Origin of the sequence: Rossellomorea aquimaris, from assembly GCF_020171925.1 — a bacterium.
Lineage (GTDB): Bacteria > Bacillota > Bacilli > Bacillales > Bacillaceae_B > Rossellomorea > Rossellomorea aquimaris_F.
Genome location: NZ_JAIVAR010000001.1, coordinates 31,667 through 52,605, shown reverse-complemented (window position 1 = coordinate 52,605; position 20,939 = coordinate 31,667). Strand labels below are relative to the sequence as shown.

The window sequence follows — 20,939 nt, the reverse complement described above, 5'->3', positions numbered from 1 at the left end:
ATAAATGGATACAAAAAAAGCGTGAAGAGCCATGGTCTCTTCACGCTTTTTTACTGCTGTAAATTATTTATTTACAACTTCTTTACCTTTATACGTTCCGCACTCTTTGCAAACACGGTGTGCTAGTTTCATTTCACCACAGTTTGGGCATTCTACCATACCAGGTACACGTAGTTTGAAGTGTGTACGACGTTGTCTTTTTGCTGTTTTAGATGTTCTTCTAAAAGGTACTGCCATTCTTCCCACCTCCTTAAAGAGATAAAAATATTATGAAGCCAGAACGAACTGGTACTTCGCTTTTAAGAGTTCTTGTTTTGATCAAGAAGCTTTGCCAAGTCAGCGAGACGAGGATCGACTTTCTTTTCTTCTTCCTCTTCGACTTCATAAGCTTGCTCTTCCGTCATTACTTCCCAATTCTTTCCGGAAGGAAGCTTATCTTGTTCTCTCGCTTCATCACTGATTACCTGCAATGGTATCTCAAGTAACAGCAACTCTCTAATCACTGGTTTTAAATCAATTACATCCCCGTCGATCCGGTGGATTTCCTCTTCTTCATACTGATCATATTCAGTCTCGGAAAGTAGGAATGTTTCAATCGTTTTAAGATCGATTGGCAAGTCCACGTCCACTAGGGTCCTGGAACAAGGTAAGACAAGCTTTCCCTTTACATGAAGGTGAAAAGTGACACGGTTGGAACCTATGTCTACTTTACCTGTAACATGAATCGGGGATACCTCCCTGACTTGCGGGTCAATTTCTTTTGGATCATCGAATGTGACCGTTTCGTCAAGCGTGAGTCCCTTATCCCTGAATTTCTGTAATTGTATAATTGACCATTTCAATGCTATCACCTCAAGGCAACAAAGGTAATTATAGACTTGATATTACCGTTTGTCAATATTTTTTCTTTACACTTCACACTATACCAGTGTTGCAATTATAACGCTTATTTATAATCTGTTTCAAATATTTATTAATATCCGATATGATACTAGTAGATCGTGATCATTTCAATAGGATCCATTCATTTATGGTTCCAAATTCCAACCATCTCAGATGATCATCCCAACGATGAAATGAGTGGATTCAAATTTGGCTTACAAAACCATTTACAAGGAGTGAATAATAGATGAAAGCAACAGGTGTAGTTGTCGAATACAATCCCTTCCACAATGGACACTTACATCATTTAAATGAAACAAGAAAAACCTCCGGGGCAGATCTCGTCATAGCATGTATGAGCGGACACTTCCTTCAACGGGGAGAACCAGCCCTTGTCTCAAAGTGGGCCCGTACCGAAATGGCATTGTCTTCTGGAGTTGATATGGTCATTGAATTGCCTTATGCTTTTGCCACACAACACGCTGAAGTCTTTGCTAGAGGTGCGATCTCACTGCTTAATGAGATAGGCTGCGAAAGCTTCTGTTTCGGCAGTGAAGACGGGGACATCTCTTCATTCGAGAATACAGTCAGTCTGATCCGCCAACAAAACCGTGAGTATAATGACTCGATCAAACGCTATATGAACGAAGGAATGAGCTACCCTTCAGCCTTATCACATGCATTCAAAGACCTCCAAGCTGACAAAGAACTCATAGACCTAAGTAAACCGAACAATATCCTGGGTTATCATTATGTGGAGGCACGAAATGATATCGCATCGGATTTACATGCGTATACCATTTCAAGAGAATCTGCAGGCTATCATGATGAACACTTCTCTTCCCCATCCATCGCGAGTGCTACGAGTATACGAAAAAGTCTATTCAGCCAAGAAAGGGAAGATGGGGTCATCGATCAGTACATCCCGCACTCTACCCTTTGCACCCTAGAAAACTACAAGGAAACATTCGGAGATTATCATAGGTGGGAAAATTATTGGGCATTGTTGCAATATAAGATCCTATCATCCTCTCCTACAAGACTTCGGGACATTTACGAAATCGAGGAGGGAATTGAGTACAGGATGATTGAAAGTGCGAAGGCTGCCCTTTCATTTAGCGATTTCATGGGTATGTTAAAAACAAAGAGATATACATGGACAAGACTGCAACGGATGTGTTTGCATATCTTGACAAATACAACAAAAGAGGAAATGATCAAACAGCACTCAACACCATCTTACATAAGACTGCTTGGGATGAACCCAAAAGGACAGGCGTTCCTGAACGCGAGGAAAAAAGTGTTGAACCTTCCGCTCATCAGTAAATTATCAAGTGCGGATCAACAAGCTATTTCTTTGGATATCAAAGCTTCTGAAGTCTATTCGCTTGGCCTTCCATCGCCTTCAGCCAGAAAGCAGCTGCTTCAACAGGAATGGTCACAGCCTCCCATCATATCTAAATGAATCCATAAATAAAGAGGCTGCCCTGTGGCAGCCTCTTTATTTATGATTTGTCTTCTAATGACTGCAGGAACTTCATGGCATCTTCAAATGTCTTGACCGGTATCACTTTCATATCGGTTCCGATGTCTTCTGCCGTTTGTTTTGCACTTAAGTAGTTGGATTGAAGTTCGGGATGTTTTTTCTTTACTTCTTCCGGAATGCTATCATCAGGAGCCAGGAAGTACTCGGCCCCCGCCTTATCAGCAGCAATGATCTTCTGTTCAATTCCACCGATCCTTCCAACTTCGCCGTCTTCAGATATGGTTCCTGTCCCTGCTATTCTGTAACCTTTTGTCAGATCGGATTCCGTCAGTTGATTATAGATTTCCAGACTGAACATCAAACCAGCAGATGGACCCCCTATCTCTTCGGTATCAAGTGTGACTTCTGGATCCGTGATGATTTCTTTATCATCACTCAAGGAGATGCCTAGTCCGACCTTACCTGGAAGCTCAGGAAACTCCTCCAAGGGGATCGTCTCTTCGTTCTCTTTGCCATCCCGTATAAACTTGACTGTCACATTATCACCTTTGTTCTTTCCGCCCACATATTGAATGAACTCCTCTGAAGATTCAAAGGCTTGACCGTCTATTTCTGTTACGCGGTCACCCGGTTTAAGGATGTCAGCAGCTGGCATGGAAGGATAAACGTTCAGGACATAGATTCCATTATACTTATAATCAAACGGTTTATTTGCTGCCTTGAACGCTACTTCAATGGCATGATTCTGTGAATTCTCCATCAGTTGCAATTGTCTCAGATTATATTCCTCATCACTCTCATGAGGGTTCCTGATTTCTTCTACAGGGTAGATATACTCATACTTTTTAAGACTTGCCAGGAGATAAGCATAAATATTCGCCCTCCCCATCCTGACGGTTGTCAACATGAATTCACCTTGATCTTCGAAGCCCCCCTTCACTTCGATGATCGGATCGAGCTCATGTGCACTGCCCGGCTTCGTTACATAGTAGGGTAAATAGTAAAATGATGTCGCAACGATGAATACGGTCATTACGACCATGATCCTGATCAGTGTTTTATTTTTCATGAGTTACTCCTCCCACTCCTCCAACGTTTTTTTGATTGAAGGAATGACCTTCCTGGCCTCTTCTTCACCCATATCAATAATCTCTTCTATGTTCTTAAAAGCCCTCGTGCTATACATTTCCACATGAGGACGAATCATAAAGTCCGAGGCTATTTCTCTATGGGCCACTATTTCAAGTTGGAGGATATCTATACTTTGCATAATAACATCGTAAATCGTAGTGATTTCTGCATTTCTTTTAACATGGGATACATCCACACCGATCACAATATCAGCGCCCATTTCCTTTACGACAGAAACAGGTACCCGATCGATGACTCCTCCGTCCACCAACAGCCTGCCATCGATTTTTTCAGGGACGAATATTCCAGGAATGGCGATACTGGCCCTTACTGCGCTGGATACAGGTCCAGACGTGAAGACCACTTTCTCTCCATTTGTAATATCTGTCGCCACGACACTGACAGGAATGTTCAAATCCTCAATATTCTTGTTATGGGAGAATAATTGTATGAATTCCTTTATTCGCTTTCCAGCAATGAAGCCCATCTTCGGCACAGTGAAATCCAAGTAATATTTCCTTCTGAAGGTGGTGGATAGTTTATAGAGGTCTTCCATCCTGTGACCTACGCCATACATGCATCCCACCAACGCCCCCATACTGCTGCCTGCAATCATATCAATCGGGATGCCTTCATCAACCAGTGCCTTCAAGACACCGAGATGCGCAAATCCTCTTGCTCCACCTGAACCAAGGGCTAATCCTATCTTTGGCTTTTTCAAGCGTTCTTCCTCCTTTACCCTTAGTTTGCGGTTCAATTCATCATATGGTCTATTTCTAATATGTATGAGTATATTGATTAATATGAGGACAAGTTGAGGTTACTCTCATTTTATCATTATTTCTGTGTTTCACAAGAAGTTGACATAGTATGGTCAAGAGGAGGACGTCCGGTTGTCGAAGTCGAAATTGAAAACATTGGTCTTATCAGCAAGTGTAACGTTATTTGCTGCAGCCCTGATCTTGATGCCAGGTGAATCATTGGAAGCTTCCATCAGGGGACTGGATATGTGGTGGGAAATTGTCTTTCCATCGCTGCTTCCTTTTTTCATCGTATCGGAAATGTTGATTGGATTTGGGGTTGTAAGATTCATAGGAGTCATCCTCGAGCCGCTGATGCGCCCTATTTTCCGTGTACCTGGAGCGGGTGGATTTGTATGGGCCATGGGGATGGCATCCGGTTTCCCCGCCGGTGCTAAACTGACAGCACGCCTGCGCCAGGAGAATCAACTGACAAAGATCGAAGCCGAGAGACTCGTTTCATTCACGAACTCCTCGAATCCACTATTCATATTCGGTGCAGTTTCAGTCGGATTCTTTCAGAACGCTACACTCGGGATCGTCTTGGCAACTGCCCATTATATCGGAAATATTTGCGTGGGGGTGATCATGAGGTTCTATGGCAGAGGGGAAGAACGTCACAAAGTGGAACGTTCTAGAGAGAAGAAGAAGTTCATGCTGAGAGAAGCGTTCTCTGCCCTTCATCAAACGAGACTGAAAGATAATCGTCCGATCGGTAAGCTTCTTGGTGATGCAGTCACCTCTTCCATTCAAACATTGTTGATGATCGGTGGTTTCATCATCTTATTTTCTGTTATCAACAAAATGCTCTATCATTTGCATATTACGACCTTCATGGCACAAGGGTTCTCGAGTTTGTTCCATTTACTGCGAATAACTGATCAGTTAAGCATCCCTTTCATTTCCGGGTTGTTTGAAATAACACTGGGATCAAAGCTTACAAGCGGTGTGGGGGATGCCACGTTGCTTCAACAAGCAATCATCACAAGTTTCATCTTGGGATTCAGCGGTTTCAGCGTCCAAGCACAGGTTGCGAGCATTCTGGCACAGACCGATATTCGCTTTCAGCCGTTCTTTTACGCACGCTTTCTCCACGGGATTGCCGCTTCGATTGCGACAGTACTCATCTGGAAACCGATTTATGAAAGGTTCTCAAACGAACAACTCTCAAATGCAGTACCGGTTTTTGCACAGCGTCATGCCCATCTATGGAGTGAAATCTTTTACTGGATGAAGACGACTGGACCACTCATTACCATTGTAAGCTTACTTCTTTACATTCTTATCTACAGTAGAAGAGCATTCAGGAATGGCCTATAAAAAGGGCCGTACATCGAGTTATCGGGTAATTCCGATCGTGTACGGCCTCTCTCATTTATTCGGATGTATATTTCTCTTTCAATGCATCCCTTACTGGGAGAGGGACCAATTCTGAAATATTCCCTCCATATTTTGCAACTTCCTTTACAATACTGGAGCTCAAGAAAGAATATTGATTATTCGTCATGATGAAGAACGTTTCGATATCCTCTTCCAGCACCCTGTTCATCGATGTGATCTGCATCTCATATTCGAAATCAGAAACAGCTCTCAATCCCCTGATGATGGCACTCGCCTTTATACTCTTCGCATAATCCACAAGAAGTCCCTGAAATGAATTCACCACAACATTTGGAATATCCTTTGTTGATTGACGGATCAATTCCATCCTTTCTTCAACAGAGAATAAAGGGCTTTTAGAAGAGTTATTCAAAACAACAACATGTATTTGATCAAAGACCTTCGCCCCTCTGGTGATGATATCCAAATGTCCGAACGTGATTGGATCAAAACTTCCCGGACACACTGCAATACTTGTCATGAGCTTTACCCCCAAGCGTCTTTCTATTAGCTATTTTGATATGTATAAATCGAGATACCAATGATCCCATATACTTCTTCCTTCACTTTACTCAATCGCCCAATTTCATTCATAGGCTTGCTGTCGGAACTGTACTCACACAATACGTAACCGTTTTCATTTAAAAGGTTGTGCTCATCGATGAACGCAACAAGATCCTCCATCCTCTTTTGTTTGTAAGGGGGATCAAGAAAGATATAGTCGAAGGAAAGTTCTCTTTTGACGATTGCTTTCAGTGCCCTATTGGCGTCGTTTCGATATACCTCGCTGGACTCCGTCAACTCACATTCCTTCAAGTTGGCCTTTATCGTTTGGAGTGCTTTTGAATCTTTATCAATGAATATGACTTTATCAAGACCGCGACTTAGTGCCTCGATTCCAAGTCCTCCGCTGCCCGCGAAAAGATCCAGGCCGATTCCCCCATCAAAGAATGGACCAAGCATATTGAATATTGACTCTTTCACTTTATCTGTTGTCGGCCGCGTGCCGCTTCCTGGGACGGCTTTCAGCTGCCGGCCTTTCAACGTTCCTGCAATTACTCTCATAAATCATCCACCATTTATGTATTTTTCTTCATTATCCTAACACAAATCTACATCGTTCGCCACATAAGGAAATTATGCTTAAAATGTATAAAAATTTATCGTTAGGTGATAATGGAAGTAACAACATCCTAATCGATGTTGTTGCCAACCGCGGAGAAGACTTACGTTTCCCCATAAGTTCTTCCTCCGGTTTCTCCTCTCCCTTTGCCTTCTTTCCAGAAATGGATATAGAAGGACCCTGCAGAAGATTTCTGCAGGGCTTTTTATGTTTATTCACCTTCCCCAGAACAGCGGGTGATGAATCGTCGGATCATTTCTAAATAGCATCCATCAACCCTCTTTACTTCTCAAGGTATGTTTGAAATAATAAGGAATTGATTGAATAATTGACAAAAAGGAGTTTAAATATGATTCAGCGATTTATCGAATTAGGTGAGGGCTTGTCCGATTTGTATGAATTAATGGAGCTATCCAGATGCAATAAGGAAAGAGTCCAGCATCTCATGGCCTTCCATACCATTGTAAAGGACCGACCAGTAACATCCCTTGCGGTTGTAATGAATCCTACAGCTGAAGGAAAGTTCCAGGCCATCTATGTATGCCGTGAAGGGGTCCCAAACCCAAATATATTGGAAAATAAACGCTATTCGCTCTTTCAGGAGACGGCTGAGGAACTTGGGAAAACCATCATTCAAATGGATGTAAAGCCTTCCACAATGTTCCCTGAGAAAGACTTGTATTATCAACATCTGATTGCCATTTTACGACTTAATCACTATATCCTACCTTTGCAATGATCTCTCCTCTGCGAACAAAAAAGCTGCCAACTTAAAAGTTTGGCAGCCGTCGTTTAGAATCCCATCTTGTAATCATATTCCTTCGCTTTATCTGGCCTTGAATTCTCAAAAACTGATTTGATGAAGGGCTTATAGGATGGATCGACTCTTTTCACATACGAATAGGAATTGATTCGTTCCATGACTGAATCGATATCGTCCTGATTACAATACAGTACAACATATTTCATTTTTCTTGAAACATAGTGAACATTTCCGAACCGTCTCAGAGACTTTGCATGCTTTAAACTATGTAACCAAACAACTAAACCTTGTCTTTGCGTCAACATACCGTTTCCCCTCTAGGCATCACTTTTTTACCAGTCTAGCACATAAATATGGGAATAATCAACACGAAATACGGTACCTGTTGGTCTTAAAGCGACAAGCATGCAGTGGGTGTAGCCTTTTTGGTTGGCTTGCGTTGTAGCTGAACCCAATGCGAAATGCTTAAGGGTTCGTCTTTAATAATTAGGGAAAAATAGTTAGTACCAAGAATCTGATTGTTGGTTGGAGGGGCTACGGATGGATTTGAAAGTCATTTGGGATGAATTCATTGACTACCTTAACGGGGATCTCGCAATTGAGGAAGCCAATGTCAAATGGATTGCAGGAATTCCCTTTCTCTATATACGTTCCGAACTGGATAAACGCGAAGTCGAACATGCTATCAAGAAATGGTCAGCACGGTCAATGAGGGGGAAAAGATTGCACTCGGAGACAATCTTCTTCAGGGAAGACTCTTCACAATATGTTTATCGGCACCGTTTCTACGTACCTCAAGAAAAAATGTTCTGTTGCGGCAACCTATGTGTCGATTGTGTCCGTCTAAAACAATAAGAAAAGAGCAGGACAACCGCCTGCTCTTTTCTTCATTTATGCCGAACAGCCACAGCTGCCCCCGGAACCACAGCCGCCTCCACATGAACTGCCGCTGAAGAATGGATTGCCTGTAGGTACTTTTACATTCTTGGAAACGGAATGACCTATGATCAGGCTGACCCTGTCAAGGAGATCCTGAAGTTCATTTTCAGCTCTCCTGAATGCAGCCACGTGTTCATCCAAATCCATATCCCTCTTAAGTTCACGGATTTCCTTCATGACTGTCTTGTAGTCCGGATGATAACGGCCGAAACGCTGCACCTCTTCATAACGCTCTTTCATACGCGTGAATTTTTTTATTTTATCCTGCGTATCCACGTTTGTTCGAAGTGTATATAGAGACTTCCGATAGTTTTCTGCGACATCGGAATGTAAGATCCATTGAGATAGTTCATCTGCACGATCTAGAATTTCCACTCTTTCAAGAGTAGCAAGCATCAACGCTCACCTCCGTAACGTCATTTTACCACGTTTTGTGAGTTGAAGCGAATATGCTTTCATGACCCGTTCATCTTATGGGATGGTCACATATAATTGTTTCTTGATACCAAGGGATTTATTTCCCGGGCTCACGACCTCTACAGTCAGTATATGATTGCCCTTTGGCAGGTTCCTGACCACGAACGCTGCGGTATAGAACTCCTTATATAATCCGTTTGTGTTGGAAGTGACTATGATCTTCCCTTTTTTCGCACCTTTCCTGGAGGAAGTAAACGTTACATCCGGAACAATACATTCAATGAAAACTTGATTCCCTTGCACGATATGCTTTATGGACAGCGACTCTTTCGCATGGGCTTTATGGCTAAATGAAAAGGTTTCAGGCTCAGGCATATCATCTTTGCACCCGCTGACAACCATTAACATCAACATTAAACATATAATTTTCTTCATAGTCGAGACAACTCCTTTTCTCTTAGCCTTCCCCATCTTGTCCTTTCTTTACTCATAAAAAACGAACACAACCCTCTTCGATTGTGCCCGCATCCTTGCAGATTCATTTATTCAGATTCATTCATAGTTTGAAACATACTGATCATCATGGAAGCCATCTGGACCCCATTTGAGAATTTCTGTACCCGATGCGGAATCGTTTTTTGGAAATAGTTTATGGACGCGATTTCAAATTTCTCTAGCTCATTCGGATTTCTTGAAAGAGTTCGATACCATTCGGGCATTTCCCTTAAAAACATTTTCAACTCTTCATTTGAATGGATGTACTCAATGATTTCCGCTCTCACTTTATCCCCTCCTAGTCTTTCCTGAATGAGAAGGGGTGAGAAGGCTTAGATCTAGTATCACTTGAAACAGTAGGACTTTTTGGATTCGATGAGAATTGGCTGATCACACCTTGAACCGTACCCAACACTTCACTGATATTATTGATGTGGCTTTGCAACTGATTGGCATCCATATTCTTCACTAATTCCCCCACTGAATCGAACCAACCGTTTTTGTTTGAATCAACCGCTTTTGCTTCGCTCGATTTCTCACCGTCCCTGTAAGAGTCCCACCGGGTATCCTCTTCCCCAAGTATATACCAGTCCTCAAAAAGGTCTTGCCAATTGGTGTTTCCATTACGGACATCCTTTATGATCTTAGGATTCTTCCTGACAAACTCTTTAAACTCTTTCACTTTGGGATGCAATGATTTCCCCATTCCCCAACACCTCCTGAACAGGACATTAACCTACTACAGTTTATGAATAAAATTAAAATTGGTGAACCATTCCTTTTTGTAGTAAAATTTACTTGTAGTCAATGCCGATTAAACTAAACAGTCATGATCTTACATAAACGATTGCAGATTAAAGGAATGTCGGTTGCCTTTTGAAGGGAATGGTGCAGTCTGACTGCGAGACCGCTGCTGATGTTTAATGAGGACGTGTAAAAGAAAAGGATGTTTGGAATGCAAGAAGAATTACATAAATTACTCGACGAAGTGTTGAAAAGAGCGGATGAACAGGAAATAATCAGCATCCGGCAGCTTCTAAATGGAGTGAAGCGTAAGCAGAATCACGAAAATGAATCATTAATAGGCGGCATTTTCGCCATGGATAAAAGGTCAGATAGTGAAGAGCTTGAAATCAGTATTCCTATCAGCACGGTTACTCATAATTCACTACAGATCGTGCATGGTGGCGTTACAGCAACCCTGGTGGATACAGCAATGGGAACATTGGCCAATATGCTGCTACCCGACGGATACGGAGCCGTAACAACTAACCTAAATGTCCACTACCTTGCACCTGGCACCGGAACCAAGCTGACTGCCCGCGCTACGGTTGTTCATCGCGGAACCAAAACGATGGTGGTAGAGGGGAAAGTGGTAAGTGCTGAAGGAAAAATGGTTGCCCATTCTACCGGTTCGTTTTTCATCATCAAAAAATAATCAGAATAAAAGGTTGGATTTTATCGAGGAGCACAAACATGTCCCCTTGAAGATCCAACCTTTTTCACTGTTCGATATTAAATTTTTCGATGAAATTCTGGGTATAGTATTTTTTATACACGCCGACGCCAAGATCCGTAAATTCTTCTTCGAGCAAGATCTTTCTATGCCCTTCAGAGTTCAGCCAACCATGAACTGCTTCAGGAGCGTCTGTATATTGAGAGGCGATATTCTCCCCTGCTGTCTTGAACGGGATTTCGTCCTTTTCCAGTCGGTCCGAAAGATTTCCGAATACTGGAGATTCATGGGAGAAATACTCTTCTTCATACATCTCCTCACTGTGTCCCCTGGCTACATTTGCAACCTGCTCATTCCAATCGACTTCATCCACCTCGAAATGAGTGCGCATTACATTCGTGATATCATAGATTTGTTTTTCACTTGCAGTGTCGATCCTCGTCCATTCTTCATCAGTAGGTTCTGTTTCTGCGACAAGCTCTCCTCGGTACATCATTTCATATGGATGCATTTTGATCAACGTGGAACCATCAAGGAACCTTATGCTCATTAATTCACCCGTAAACTTGTCCAGATAGAGTTGGGCATATATATCGCCTAAAGACACCAATAATCTAGTATTAAGATCTTCTTCATTCAATTCGAATTGATATGAACCCGATTGATCATTTACCACTATTTCAGATTCTATGATAGTAAAACGGTAGATATCCTCAAGTTTCTGCCCAAGCTTATATGGACTGACATTCACCTCGTCACCTATTGTATACAGAGTAACAACTTTACTATCTTCAATCCCCAGCTGGATATATTGCTTAGATGAGATTGGATAAACCCACCAATCATACCCATAGGAACTTGGTTCGATCCTTTCCGGTTCACCTAGTGTTTCAAGGACATGATCTGAATTTTTTCCGATCCATGTGGAAAGACCGCTTACCGGGCGTTCCCCGCTGTTCTGAACGGATTGTTTCAATTGATTATCGTGATCTTTCTTAAGAGTCTGGGTTTCAGGACCTTTAAGAGGCTCATTTTCATCCTTGAGACTTTGATAAATACTTATTGAAAGAATAAATATAAGAATAATTGCGATTCGTAAAACCGTTTTCAGAGATTTCCCTCCTTTCTATCTTCACTAGCAGGATATGCTTTGATTACTAGAATTATTATACCATTTTACGTTTTTTTAAGAGTATGTATTATATAAAGCATAGCATATTTCATCCGACACTAAAACTGATGAACATTAAATAACAAAGGTAATGAAGAAGGTCCTCCAACAGTCTTCACCGTTCATATATGTACAATCTAAAAAAGGGCGATCAACAACAAGTGATCGTCCCCCATTCTATGCTTGTGCCAAGTTGATGCCGTTCACTAAAATGGTTTATTGCTGAAATGAGATTCCGAAATATTTTCAAGCGCTATTGATGCATGCTTGATCAAGGCGTCCCGGATAGCAAAATCCCCTAACGAAACCACACCTACCAGTCTTTCACCATCGACAATCGGTAACCTTCTGATCTGTTTTTCAGCCATTAAATGTGCCGCTTCAGCAGCATCGGCATCAGGTTCAATCGTAACCAAATCCTTGCTCATGATATCTTCAACCTTTGAAGACGCAGGGTGTTTCTCAGCTATACACCGGGTGACAATATCCCTGTCCGTAATGACACCCACAATTCTTTCCCCATCTACAATTGGAATCGACCCTACCTGACACTCTTTCATTTTCACTGCCACTTCGTAAACATTATCCAGGAGCGTACAGGTTTCAACATCCTTTGTCATGATATCTTTTAGTTTTGCCATGATTATCCCCCTTCATTAAAAACATTGAAGTATCATTCATCCTGATATATTTTTCACCTAAGTCCCTAACTTATTCAGCGTTAAAAAAATTGACATAATCGGATTCATCAAGACATTGCAAGAAAAAGGATTTTACACTATTATTAAAAATGAGAAATACCGCATTTTGTATCTCTATACATAATACCGATATGAATGCTCCCAATTTAAAGTATGCATAGAGGCTACAACAGACTTTGTCCTTCTTGGGATCAAAGCGTATGGCCTTGCAGCAAAATACAGGAGGGAATTTTTATGCGTTTCGAAGAAACTGGAATTGAAAACTTAAAAGCAGACCTGAACCGCCTTGATGAGATCATGGAATCTCACGGACTAGTCCGCGCAGGTCAATGGGATTATGAAAGAGTGACGTATGACCGAAAGTTTGAAATCAGAGAAGGCATTTTCTATCTACGAATTCAAGGTCACGCAGTCGAAGGGGATATCGGCAAACATGATGCGATCATCCAATTGATGAAACCTTTGCTAGGGAAGCACTATTATCCACATGGCGTTGAATACGGCGAAGGGGAAGAGTTCCCTAAACACTTACTTACTTCATGCGAAAAATTAATCGCTGACGTAAAAAAAGAAGTAACCGAATTCGCTTGGTGAAACCAAACGCGACGGCGGCTCGCCGAGAGGCGACAAGCATAAGCTGAACCACCCAAAAAGGCATTCTTTGCCTTATTGGGTGGTTTTGCTTTTGTTTCGTGGATGCAACTGCAAGATCTTGATAAACCTGGTACGGGGCAACTGCCAAGAGGATAGAAGCATCATGTAACCCAGTAAACAAGGCGTTCTTTGCATTAACTTATAATACCTCTGTTTTGATACGATGAGTCAAGCAACGTATAAGCACTGTATTGTAGTGAATCCTTCTCCCCCCCTTACCTCCTGCAATAAAATTAATAAAAATCAGAACCATCCTACTGTTCAATCCTTCCCCACTTTAATATAATATAGTAAGAGGAAACGCTAGAAAGGGGTTCTCAATTGACCAAGCTCTTCACCAAAAAAGTTCTTATCATCATTATCAGCATCACGATCCTTGCATTACTTTCATTCTTTATTCTACCCATATCAGTCCCCTTGCTGACTGCTTTGATTACAGCATTATTTTTAGAACCTGCGGTTAAATTCACTCAAAGACGATTCTCCACAAACAGAAAAATTGCGGTGTTATCCGTGTTCATCATATTCTTACTGTTGATCGGTTTATCGGCTTTCTTCGTCACCACAAAAGTAGTCGGAGAAGGAGTTCAATTAATAGAAGATACACCGAAATATATCAATCAATTAAGTGATATCTGGCTGGATTATGAAAAGAGACTACTCGATGCAGCTGAGGATCTACCGAATGAAGTGGTCACTGGATTCAGTGAAGAAGTTCAGAATTTCTTGAATTCAGTCAAGACCAAGATCCTCAATTCCTTGAATATAGAAAAAATCAGTGCCTTCTTATCTTATATTCCGAGCTACTTAGTCAGCTTCCTTGTTTACTTGATTGCTCTTTTCCTATTCATGCTTGACTTGCCTGGTATCAAGAAGAGTATTTTCAGTCACCTGACTGAAAGAACTGCGGAAAAAGTGAATTTCATGACTTCAAGGCTATCTTATGTCGTGTTTGGATTTTTCAAAGCACAGTTCCTTGTGAGTGTCATCATTTTCCTTGTAGCCCTTATTGGATTGCTCTTTATCTCTCCAGAAGTGGCAATCGTGATGTCGATCATCATCTGGGTCATTGATTTCATACCGTTGATTGGCTCAATTGTTGTGTTGGGACCCTGGGCACTCTTCCATTTGATCACAGGAAACATATCACTTGGTACACAGCTAGCTGTGCTGGCAGCCGTCCTATTGATTATCAGGAGAACAGTCGAGCCGAAGGTGATGGGGACCCATATCGGACTTTCTCCCCTGGCAACCTTAATTGCCATGTATCTGGGGCTTAAGCTATTCGGGGTACTTGGATTCATCATCGGGCCGCTCATTTTAATTGTCTTTAACTCTGCCAAAGAAGCCGGCATTATCAAGACAAATTTTAAATTATAAGTAAAAGAGACTAATCAAACGATGTTTGATTAGTCTTTTTTGTTTTATTCCTATTGGAATAGGTTTAGAAAAAATCATAGAAGAACGGTGTTGAATCTATGAGTAGATCATCAAGAAAAGCTAGTCCTGCGGTTTCCCCTTGAATTAATCCCATATCAGTAAGTGCTTTTGGGGAGTATACTCCAAAGATCAGTGCAGTGAACGTATTGATGCTCAGTTCAATACCATGACCACTTTCTGTTTGACTTCTTTTCACCTGTTGTTTTTCAATAGTGAAAGTAGCATTATTCCAGCTTGCGAATTCATCCTTGATCGTCAAATGGAGCTTACCTTCGTATTCTATATGCTGAAGGTAACTTTTCAGGAACCCTTCAACATCTACAATCCTGCTCATGAAGTATGGGAGCCTTTCGACTTTGACCCTTGGATTTTCAAGAAGAAATGTGAGAGGTTCATTTGGATTCAATACCAATTCAGCTTCTTCGATCATCGAGTCGTGCTGACAGATGAAATTCCATAAACCAACCCTTGCTTCCGAATTCAAAGGAACAAATTCTTCAACCTTCATTTTTTCTTTCTTAACTTCATAACTAATATACCCCTTCGGCACTTGTTGATCATCATAATAAATAGCGACCCACAAGTCTGATATACTGCGCTCTCCCCACCAGTCTTGCGAGCGGTTCAACATGCCTTTGTGCTGTCGGGCATATTCTTCATACACATTTTTCAATTCCTCAGGAAATGTATCCCTGTTATATCTTTTAATATTGCCACTTACTGCATTTAATGGCATCAGGTCTTTCTTATTTAGCCTCACCTTATCAAAGTATGCAAATAATTCATATCCAAATTTCCTATAAAAGGATATTTCGAATGGATGGAGCATGGATATGACCTGCCCTCCATCCTTCATTTCCTTCAAAGCATGAGTAATCAGGGATTTAACATACCCCCTTCTCCTGTACTCCGGATAGGTAGCTACACCTGCGATCCCACCCATGTTGACCTTCCAATCACCTATCCACACTTCCAACGATAGTAAATGAAGTTTTGCCGCTAATGATTCACGATCGAAAATACAGTAAACTTGCTGATTGTCCAATTGTTTTCTTCTATTGTCCCTCTTCTCTTCTGGTATCTTATATTGAAACGAATATTCCGATAGTTGTAAGGATTCTTCGTAATGTGTTTCGGTCAGCTTTGTGATCGCATGCACCATTGTATCGCACTCCCTTTCACAATTGAATATTCGACAATGAAGGGTCTATCCCTTCTTCCACTTATATAAAAAAGACTGGATAAGGAAAACCTTATCCAGTCTTTAAACGCTTAACTGCCCAGTATCGCTTTAATGACGGAGGTGGTTTCCCCACCTTCGTAGAATACGTAAAGCAATAAGTAAACAGCCACCCCGGTTATGGCAGTGAAGAACCATATGATGCTTGTAATTGGACCAAGTTTACGGTGCCTTTTAAGCTTCTCTTTGTACCCTGTCCATAAACTCATCAATCCGAAAACTGCGCCCACGGTCGCAAGGGTGATGTGAAAAATCAGGAACAGGGTGTAATAAATCTTAATGTCATCAGGGCCACCAAAAGAGGTATTCCCAATGAAAATCGTCCTGCTTGCGTATATGATAAAGAATATTAGTGCAAAGATTCCAGCCAGCGTCATCGTACCCTGATGCTGCTCAATCTTTCTTTGTTTGATTTGCCACCAGCCAATTGCCACGGTGATTGCACTTAGAACAATGAAGCTAGTGCTGATTGTCGGTAAAATTGGTAGACCCATTTCGTATCCTCACTTTACTGTAAAATTTCTATGTAATGCAGGAAAGGACATAATCATTCCCTGCAAAACCATTTATTCTGTTGTGACAGGATCAACAACCGGATCATATGATTGTGTTTCCTGCTTTTCCATATCCTTTCGATACCACTGGAAGAAAAGGTTGAAAAGCATGACCCCGAAAACAATTTCCTGAATGATCTTCATGATCACTCCCCCGAGCTGCTGGTCGTTCAAAGTCGACATTGACGTGAATAACTCGGGTCCTGATAAAGTCATACCTTGTAATGTATCTACCGGCACACAAAGCGCCAGTGCCTTCAAGAACTCTTCTGGATCATAATAAGGTGCATAAAGGGGATGCTCGGCGAAAATGATCAATCCACACGCTGGTGTCAGCAACACAGCACTTCCTAATATATACCCAATCCTCTTTAGACCGCTCAGATCAATGTCCTCATCAGCAGGATTCAATAATGGCCACCACATGAAGATGGATAGTAGGAATAATATGACAGAAGCCAGTCCATGCAACGTCACATCTGTTCTCACATTATCAAAGATCAATGGGATATGATAGATGGAAAACATAATATTGAATGTAAGCAAAGCAATTAAAGGCCTTGTCATGAAACTGAACACAGGCTTGACGACTGGTAAAGATATGATTGCCTTCCAGACCCAGTGAGGGATACCCATCACGATAAGCGGGGCCACCACCAAAAACAGCAGTGCCATCTGGGTCATATGAGCAGAAAACAGAATGGTGCTCATCACCTCGACAGGTGAACCTTTAAGTACATATACAAGTAGAATAGCCAATATGAAATAAATGGCTTCTTTCCTTTTAAGAGGCTCACTTTCCTTAAAGCTGCTCCTCCATTTGACCGTAACCAAAAAATAAACCACTGTTATAAAGAGCAATGCCACAATAAAAAACGGGCTCCATAACGCCATGAATCCAAAAATACCCAAAGGCATTTCCTCACCTCATTTCACATAAAAAAACCTTTACCTACATTATACTGACAACCCTCCCCCACTTCAATCTAAGCTAATGACAAGTTCTTGACAATTAGAAAAGCGGAGGCGGCTTGGTCAGAGGCGACAAGCATAAGACAGGGCAGCCATAAAGGCGCCCTTTGCCTTTTTGGATGGCATGGCTTATGTCTCGAGCCTCTAGCCGCCGGAGCTGGACAATAGAAAAGCGGAAGGGCTTTGGTCAGAGGCGGGTAGCATAAGACGAACCGGCCGGGAAGGCGCCCTTTGCCTTCTTGGACGATTCGGCTTATGACATGTGCCTCTAAGCCCCGGAGCTGGACAATAGAAAAGCGGAGGCGGCTTGGTCAGAGGCGACAAGCATAAGACAGGGCAGCCATAAAGGCGCCCTTTGCCTTTTTGGATGGAATGGCTTATGTCTCGAGACTCTAGCCGCCGGAGCTAGCCAACTAATATAGCATTGGCAAACAAAAAAAGTCAGCCAATTATACAAATTGGCTGACTCCATTATTAGATCCAGACGATTGTCATGAACGTTAACACGGTAATGAATGCTACAAGTGCACCTGAATACAAGAACAAGGCAGGTGCTTCATGTCCTTTATGGCTCATATGCATGAAATAGTATAATTGAAAAATCAATTGTACGACTGCCAATAACAGGATGAAAGGTACCACGAAGTACTTATTGAAATCCCCTGCTACTGCGATAAATGCAACGAGTGTCAAGAAAATCATCAACATGAAGGAAGTTACCTGCATTCTCATGTCTTCAGCATTTTTCTTACGACGATATTCGTAATCTACACTTGGGTTACCTGAATTTGATTGTTGATTCGCCATCAGTTTATCCCACCATTCCCATTAAGTATACTACTGTAAAGATGAATACCCAAACAACGTCGATAAAGTGCCAGTATAAAGAAGCCAGATAGAACTTTGGTGCGTTGTAAAGGTTTAATCCACGTTTGGCGTTACGGAGCATCAAGCTTATGATCCAAAGAAGTCCGAATGCAACGTGTCCTCCGTGGAATCCAACAAGTGCATAAAAGGATGAACCGAATGCACTGCTAGTAAAAGTATGCCCGTATTCATGTACGTAATGATTGAACTCGTAAATTTCCAAACCAAGGAAGCCTGCTCCCAATAATACGGTGATCAGTAACCATGCCTGCATCCGTTGGAAGTTATAGTTTTTCATATGATACATTGCGTAAACGCTTGTTAATGAGCTTGTTAAAAGCAACATCGTAGCTACAAATGACAATGGTAGATCGAATAGATCCGTGGTCAATGCATGGCTATCACTTGGTACCTTGTTCTTAAGTGCAAGGTACGTAGCGAATAGTGAGCCGAAAAGAACGGTTTCTCCACCAAGGAAGAACCAGAAGCCCATAAACTTGTTTTTCGCCTCTAGTGTCGCCTTTTCAGGGGAGGCTGGCCATGTCTTAGGCGTGAATTTTTCTTCAGCGTGCATTATGCCTTACCCCCTTTATCATCATCCATTAAATCTTCTTTGTGAATATGATATCCGTGATCATCGATAACTGATCTCAAGAACATGGAGACAAGCGTAATCAGCATTCCGATGATCAATACAGGCAATGCCCAAGCTTCACCATCCGGACGATACATCGCACCGAATGCTGCAACGAACAATCCAAGTGAAATGAATACCGGAAGAATTGAGTTATTCGGCATATGAATATCGCCGATTGGCTCTGCAGGTGTTAGGCCATCCTTGCCTTCCATCTTCTCTAACCAGTAAGCGTCAAGCCCCCTGATCAGCGGAGTTTGTTTAAAGTTATAGAACGGAGGCGGTGATGGGATTGCCCATTCGATCGTACGTCCGTCTCCCCAAGGGTCATTCCCCACTTTGACACCTTTCACTTGAGTCGTGATGATGTTCAGAAGGATGATGATGACAGACACACCCATGAATCCTGCTCCGATTGAACTTACTAAGTTACCTGTTTCAAATCCTTGGCCAGGTAGGAACTTCCAGATACGACGAGGCATCCCCATAAGACCTAAGAAATGTTGAATGAAGAATGTCAAATGGAAACCGATGAAGAATAACCAGAAAGAAATCTTTCCTAGGAAATCATTCAGCATAGTACCAAACATCTTCGGCCAGTAGTAGTGAGTACCTGCTAATAAAGCGAATACTACCCCACCTACGATTACGTAATGGAAGTGAGCGACAACAAAGTACGTATCATGGAACTGATAGTCAGCTGCTGCAGAAGCAAGCATGATACCTGTCACCCCACCCGCAACGAATGAAGGAATGAAAGCAACCGCATACAACATAGGCGTCGTGAATCTCAAGCTACCGCCCCACATAGTGAGAAGCCAGTTAAAGATCTTGATACCTGTCGGAACGGCAATGGCCATCGTTGCTACAGCAAAGATTGCATTTGCAATTGGACCAAGTCCTACCGTAAACATGTGATGCGCCCAAACCATGAATCCTAAGAAACCGATAAGGACGGTCGCGAATACCATTGAAGAGTATCCGAATAAGCGTTTTCTTGAAAAGTGTGGAATGATCTCAGAGAAAATTCCGAATGCCGGTAATACAAGGATGTAAACTTCCGGGTGTCCAAAGATCCAGAAAAAGTGTTCCCAGATGATTGTGTTACCACCGTTTGCTACATCGAAGAAATTCGCTCCGAACATACGGTCAAACATCATTAAGAATAGTCCGACTGTCAATGCTGGGAAAGCAAATAAGATAAGTGCTGATGTAACGAATGCTGTCCATGTGAAAAGTGGCATACGCATGTATGTCATACCAGGAGCACGCATATTGATGATTGTAACAAGGAAGTTAATACCACCAATCAATGTACCTGCACCTGCGATCTGTAGACCCAAGACATAAAAATCGACTCCATGGCCTTCAGATGCCAAAGATAAAGATGCATAGGATGTCCATCCTGCATCCGGTGCTCCTCCCATGAACCATGATAGGTTAAGGAATACCCCTCCGAAGAAGAATAACCAGAATCCAAGTGAGTTCACAAAAGGAAATGCAACATCACGAGCACCGATTTGTAAAGGAACAACGGCATTCATAAATGCAAAGATCAATGGCATGGCAGCCAAGAAAATCATCGTTGTACCGTGCATGGTCAATACTTCATTGTATAAGCCTGCGCTAATGAAATCACTATTAGGCACTGCAAGCTGTATACGGATAATAAGAGCTTCTAAACCTCCAAGCAGAAAGAAGAATCCTCCTGACATAAGGTAAAGGATGGCGATCTTCTTATGGTCTACTGTAGTCAAGTAGTCCCAAATAGTCGCTCCGAAGCCTTTTTTCTGTGCTAAGCTACTCACGATTTAACCTCCCTTTAACTAATCCC

The 20,939-nt window shown here is 42.0% G+C and carries 26 protein-coding genes; 7 read left to right on the top strand and 19 right to left on the bottom strand.

Translation table 11 applies throughout. The annotated features are described in order from the left end of the window. Positions 1–63: 63 nt before the first annotated feature. The gene (gene rpmF / locus LCM10_RS00290) at positions 64–237 is read right to left on the bottom strand and encodes a 50S ribosomal protein L32 (RefSeq protein ID WP_032088947.1); all 174 of its coding nucleotides are present in this window, start codon (positions 235–237) and stop codon (positions 64–66) included. Positions 238–299: 62 nt separating this feature from the next. Next, entirely contained in the window at positions 300–842 is a 543-nt protein-coding gene (locus LCM10_RS00285; protein WP_224873845.1) for a YceD family protein, read from the bottom strand. A 287-nt stretch (positions 843–1,129) separates the two neighbouring features. On the opposite strand from LCM10_RS00285, the gene LCM10_RS00280 reads away from it, so the two are divergent. After that, positions 1,130–2,347 carry a nucleotidyltransferase gene (locus LCM10_RS00280; RefSeq protein WP_224873844.1) on the top strand — a complete coding sequence of 406 codons (1,218 nt, stop codon included), beginning with the start codon at positions 1,130–1,132 and terminating at the stop codon, positions 2,345–2,347. A 40-nt stretch (positions 2,348–2,387) separates the two neighbouring features. Here LCM10_RS00280 and LCM10_RS00275 read toward each other — a convergent pair whose 3' ends face one another. Continuing rightward, complete coding sequence (locus LCM10_RS00275; protein WP_224873843.1) at positions 2,388–3,437, bottom strand: SepM family pheromone-processing serine protease; 1,050 nt, start codon at positions 3,435–3,437, stop codon at positions 2,388–2,390. A 3-nt stretch (positions 3,438–3,440) separates the two neighbouring features. Beyond that, positions 3,441–4,220: a patatin-like phospholipase family protein gene (locus LCM10_RS00270; RefSeq protein ID WP_224873842.1), complete on the bottom strand. Its 780-nt coding sequence runs from the start codon at positions 4,218–4,220 to the stop codon at positions 3,441–3,443. Between the two features lie 172 nt (positions 4,221–4,392). On the opposite strand from LCM10_RS00270, the gene ylbJ reads away from it, so the two are divergent. Beyond that, on the top strand, positions 4,393–5,619 hold the full coding sequence (gene ylbJ / locus LCM10_RS00265) for a sporulation integral membrane protein YlbJ (protein WP_224873841.1): 1,227 nt from the start codon (positions 4,393–4,395) through the stop codon (positions 5,617–5,619). Positions 5,620–5,674: 55 nt separating this feature from the next. On the opposite strand, the gene coaD is transcribed toward ylbJ, so the two are convergent. Beyond that, complete coding sequence (coaD, locus tag LCM10_RS00260; protein ID WP_224873840.1) at positions 5,675–6,160, bottom strand: pantetheine-phosphate adenylyltransferase; 486 nt, start codon at positions 6,158–6,160, stop codon at positions 5,675–5,677. Positions 6,161–6,186: 26 nt separating this feature from the next. After that, a complete protein-coding gene (rsmD, locus tag LCM10_RS00255; RefSeq protein ID WP_224873839.1) occupies positions 6,187–6,744 on the bottom strand; it encodes a 16S rRNA (guanine(966)-N(2))-methyltransferase RsmD in 558 nt (185 codons plus the stop codon). A 407-nt stretch (positions 6,745–7,151) separates the two neighbouring features. Between rsmD and LCM10_RS00250 the strand changes: the two genes are divergently transcribed. Beyond that, positions 7,152–7,541, top strand: a complete 390-nt coding sequence (locus tag LCM10_RS00250; RefSeq protein ID WP_224873838.1) for a methylthioribose kinase — start codon at positions 7,152–7,154, stop codon at positions 7,539–7,541. A 53-nt stretch (positions 7,542–7,594) separates the two neighbouring features. Here LCM10_RS00250 and LCM10_RS00245 read toward each other — a convergent pair whose 3' ends face one another. Beyond that, complete coding sequence (locus LCM10_RS00245) at positions 7,595–7,870, bottom strand: YlbG family protein (protein ID WP_224873837.1); 276 nt, start codon at positions 7,868–7,870, stop codon at positions 7,595–7,597. 235 nt (positions 7,871–8,105) lie between these two features. On the opposite strand from LCM10_RS00245, the gene LCM10_RS00240 reads away from it, so the two are divergent. Beyond that, complete coding sequence (locus tag LCM10_RS00240; RefSeq protein WP_224873836.1) at positions 8,106–8,420, top strand: hypothetical protein; 315 nt, start codon at positions 8,106–8,108, stop codon at positions 8,418–8,420. A 36-nt stretch (positions 8,421–8,456) separates the two neighbouring features. Here the strand turns inward: LCM10_RS00240 and LCM10_RS00235 are convergent, their stop codons facing one another. The 4 genes from LCM10_RS00235 to LCM10_RS00220 form a co-directional block, all read right to left on the bottom strand. Continuing rightward, the gene (locus LCM10_RS00235; RefSeq protein WP_224875548.1) at positions 8,457–8,900 is read right to left on the bottom strand and encodes a YlbF family regulator; all 444 of its coding nucleotides are present in this window, start codon (positions 8,898–8,900) and stop codon (positions 8,457–8,459) included. 75 nt (positions 8,901–8,975) lie between these two features. Continuing rightward, positions 8,976–9,356, bottom strand: coding sequence for a hypothetical protein (locus LCM10_RS00230; RefSeq protein ID WP_224873835.1), 381 nt, complete (start codon positions 9,354–9,356; stop codon positions 8,976–8,978). A 107-nt stretch (positions 9,357–9,463) separates the two neighbouring features. Further along, a complete protein-coding gene (locus LCM10_RS00225) occupies positions 9,464–9,703 on the bottom strand; it encodes a YlbE-like family protein (RefSeq protein ID WP_224873834.1) in 240 nt (79 codons plus the stop codon). A gap of 11 nt (positions 9,704–9,714) precedes the next feature. Then, entirely contained in the window at positions 9,715–10,122 is a 408-nt protein-coding gene (locus tag LCM10_RS00220) for a YlbD family protein (protein ID WP_224873833.1), read from the bottom strand. A gap of 249 nt (positions 10,123–10,371) precedes the next feature. Here LCM10_RS00220 and LCM10_RS00215 point away from each other — a divergent pair, with 249 nt between their 5' ends. After that, positions 10,372–10,854: a PaaI family thioesterase gene (locus LCM10_RS00215; protein ID WP_224873832.1), complete on the top strand. Its 483-nt coding sequence runs from the start codon at positions 10,372–10,374 to the stop codon at positions 10,852–10,854. A 64-nt stretch (positions 10,855–10,918) separates the two neighbouring features. Here LCM10_RS00215 and LCM10_RS00210 read toward each other — a convergent pair whose 3' ends face one another. Beyond that, positions 10,919–11,848, bottom strand: a complete 930-nt coding sequence (locus LCM10_RS00210; RefSeq protein ID WP_224873831.1) for a CAP domain-containing protein — start codon at positions 11,846–11,848, stop codon at positions 10,919–10,921. 401 nt (positions 11,849–12,249) lie between these two features. Then, complete coding sequence (locus tag LCM10_RS00205; RefSeq protein ID WP_224873830.1) at positions 12,250–12,684, bottom strand: CBS domain-containing protein; 435 nt, start codon at positions 12,682–12,684, stop codon at positions 12,250–12,252. Positions 12,685–12,978: 294 nt separating this feature from the next. On the opposite strand from LCM10_RS00205, the gene LCM10_RS00200 reads away from it, so the two are divergent. Both LCM10_RS00200 and ytvI read left to right on the top strand, forming a co-directional pair. Next, positions 12,979–13,338 carry a YugN family protein gene (locus LCM10_RS00200; protein WP_224873829.1) on the top strand — a complete coding sequence of 120 codons (360 nt, stop codon included), beginning with the start codon at positions 12,979–12,981 and terminating at the stop codon, positions 13,336–13,338. 381 nt (positions 13,339–13,719) lie between these two features. Beyond that, complete coding sequence (gene ytvI, locus LCM10_RS00195; RefSeq protein WP_224873828.1) at positions 13,720–14,778, top strand: sporulation integral membrane protein YtvI; 1,059 nt, start codon at positions 13,720–13,722, stop codon at positions 14,776–14,778. 64 nt (positions 14,779–14,842) lie between these two features. On the opposite strand, the gene eis is transcribed toward ytvI, so the two are convergent. From eis to ctaD, 6 genes are all read right to left on the bottom strand, one after another. Continuing rightward, the gene (gene eis / locus LCM10_RS00190) at positions 14,843–16,000 is read right to left on the bottom strand and encodes an enhanced intracellular survival protein Eis (RefSeq protein WP_224873827.1); all 1,158 of its coding nucleotides are present in this window, start codon (positions 15,998–16,000) and stop codon (positions 14,843–14,845) included. 110 nt (positions 16,001–16,110) lie between these two features. Continuing rightward, entirely contained in the window at positions 16,111–16,572 is a 462-nt protein-coding gene (locus tag LCM10_RS00185) for a DUF420 domain-containing protein (protein ID WP_224873826.1), read from the bottom strand. 72 nt (positions 16,573–16,644) lie between these two features. Beyond that, positions 16,645–17,550: a cytochrome c oxidase assembly factor CtaG gene (gene ctaG / locus LCM10_RS00180; protein ID WP_224873825.1), complete on the bottom strand. Its 906-nt coding sequence runs from the start codon at positions 17,548–17,550 to the stop codon at positions 16,645–16,647. A 528-nt stretch (positions 17,551–18,078) separates the two neighbouring features. Continuing rightward, positions 18,079–18,411, bottom strand: a complete 333-nt coding sequence (gene ctaF, locus LCM10_RS00175; RefSeq protein WP_224873824.1) for a cytochrome c oxidase subunit IVB — start codon at positions 18,409–18,411, stop codon at positions 18,079–18,081. Between the two features lie 4 nt (positions 18,412–18,415). After that, a complete protein-coding gene (locus LCM10_RS00170; protein WP_224873823.1) occupies positions 18,416–19,045 on the bottom strand; it encodes a cytochrome (ubi)quinol oxidase subunit III in 630 nt (209 codons plus the stop codon). After that, positions 19,045–20,913 (bottom strand): cytochrome c oxidase subunit I, encoded by a 1,869-nt coding sequence (ctaD, locus tag LCM10_RS00165; protein ID WP_224873822.1) that lies wholly within the window; start codon positions 20,911–20,913, stop codon positions 19,045–19,047. Before ctaD ends, LCM10_RS00170 begins: the two co-directional genes overlap by 1 nt. Positions 20,914–20,939 lie beyond the last annotated feature (26 nt).

What these genes read in the sequence shown, in the direction of transcription:
- rpmF (WP_032088947.1), bottom strand. Translation starts at nt 237, where the DNA reads ATGGCAGTACCTTTTAGAAGAACATCTAAAACAGCAAAAAGACAACGT.
- LCM10_RS00280 (WP_224873844.1), top strand. Translation starts at nt 1,130, where the DNA reads ATGAAAGCAACAGGTGTAGTTGTCGAATACAATCCCTTCCACAATGGA.
- LCM10_RS00275 (WP_224873843.1), bottom strand. Translation starts at nt 3,437, where the DNA reads ATGAAAAATAAAACACTGATCAGGATCATGGTCGTAATGACCGTATTC.
- coaD (WP_224873840.1), bottom strand. Translation starts at nt 6,160, where the DNA reads ATGACAAGTATTGCAGTGTGTCCGGGAAGTTTTGATCCAATCACGTTC.
- rsmD (WP_224873839.1), bottom strand. Translation starts at nt 6,744, where the DNA reads ATGAGAGTAATTGCAGGAACGTTGAAAGGCCGGCAGCTGAAAGCCGTC.
- LCM10_RS00250 (WP_224873838.1), top strand. Translation starts at nt 7,152, where the DNA reads ATGATTCAGCGATTTATCGAATTAGGTGAGGGCTTGTCCGATTTGTAT.
- LCM10_RS00245 (WP_224873837.1), bottom strand. Translation starts at nt 7,870, where the DNA reads ATGTTGACGCAAAGACAAGGTTTAGTTGTTTGGTTACATAGTTTAAAG.
- LCM10_RS00240 (WP_224873836.1), top strand. Translation starts at nt 8,106, where the DNA reads ATGGATTTGAAAGTCATTTGGGATGAATTCATTGACTACCTTAACGGG.
- LCM10_RS00235 (WP_224875548.1), bottom strand. Translation starts at nt 8,900, where the DNA reads ATGCTTGCTACTCTTGAAAGAGTGGAAATTCTAGATCGTGCAGATGAA.
- LCM10_RS00230 (WP_224873835.1), bottom strand. Translation starts at nt 9,356, where the DNA reads ATGAAGAAAATTATATGTTTAATGTTGATGTTAATGGTTGTCAGCGGG.
- LCM10_RS00220 (WP_224873833.1), bottom strand. Translation starts at nt 10,122, where the DNA reads ATGGGGAAATCATTGCATCCCAAAGTGAAAGAGTTTAAAGAGTTTGTC.
- LCM10_RS00215 (WP_224873832.1), top strand. Translation starts at nt 10,372, where the DNA reads ATGCAAGAAGAATTACATAAATTACTCGACGAAGTGTTGAAAAGAGCG.
- LCM10_RS00205 (WP_224873830.1), bottom strand. Translation starts at nt 12,684, where the DNA reads ATGGCAAAACTAAAAGATATCATGACAAAGGATGTTGAAACCTGTACG.
- LCM10_RS00200 (WP_224873829.1), top strand. Translation starts at nt 12,979, where the DNA reads ATGCGTTTCGAAGAAACTGGAATTGAAAACTTAAAAGCAGACCTGAAC.
- eis (WP_224873827.1), bottom strand. Translation starts at nt 16,000, where the DNA reads ATGGTGCATGCGATCACAAAGCTGACCGAAACACATTACGAAGAATCC.
- LCM10_RS00185 (WP_224873826.1), bottom strand. Translation starts at nt 16,572, where the DNA reads ATGGGTCTACCAATTTTACCGACAATCAGCACTAGCTTCATTGTTCTA.
- ctaG (WP_224873825.1), bottom strand. Translation starts at nt 17,550, where the DNA reads ATGCCTTTGGGTATTTTTGGATTCATGGCGTTATGGAGCCCGTTTTTT.
- ctaF (WP_224873824.1), bottom strand. Translation starts at nt 18,411, where the DNA reads ATGGCGAATCAACAATCAAATTCAGGTAACCCAAGTGTAGATTACGAA.
- LCM10_RS00170 (WP_224873823.1), bottom strand. Translation starts at nt 19,045, where the DNA reads ATGCACGCTGAAGAAAAATTCACGCCTAAGACATGGCCAGCCTCCCCT.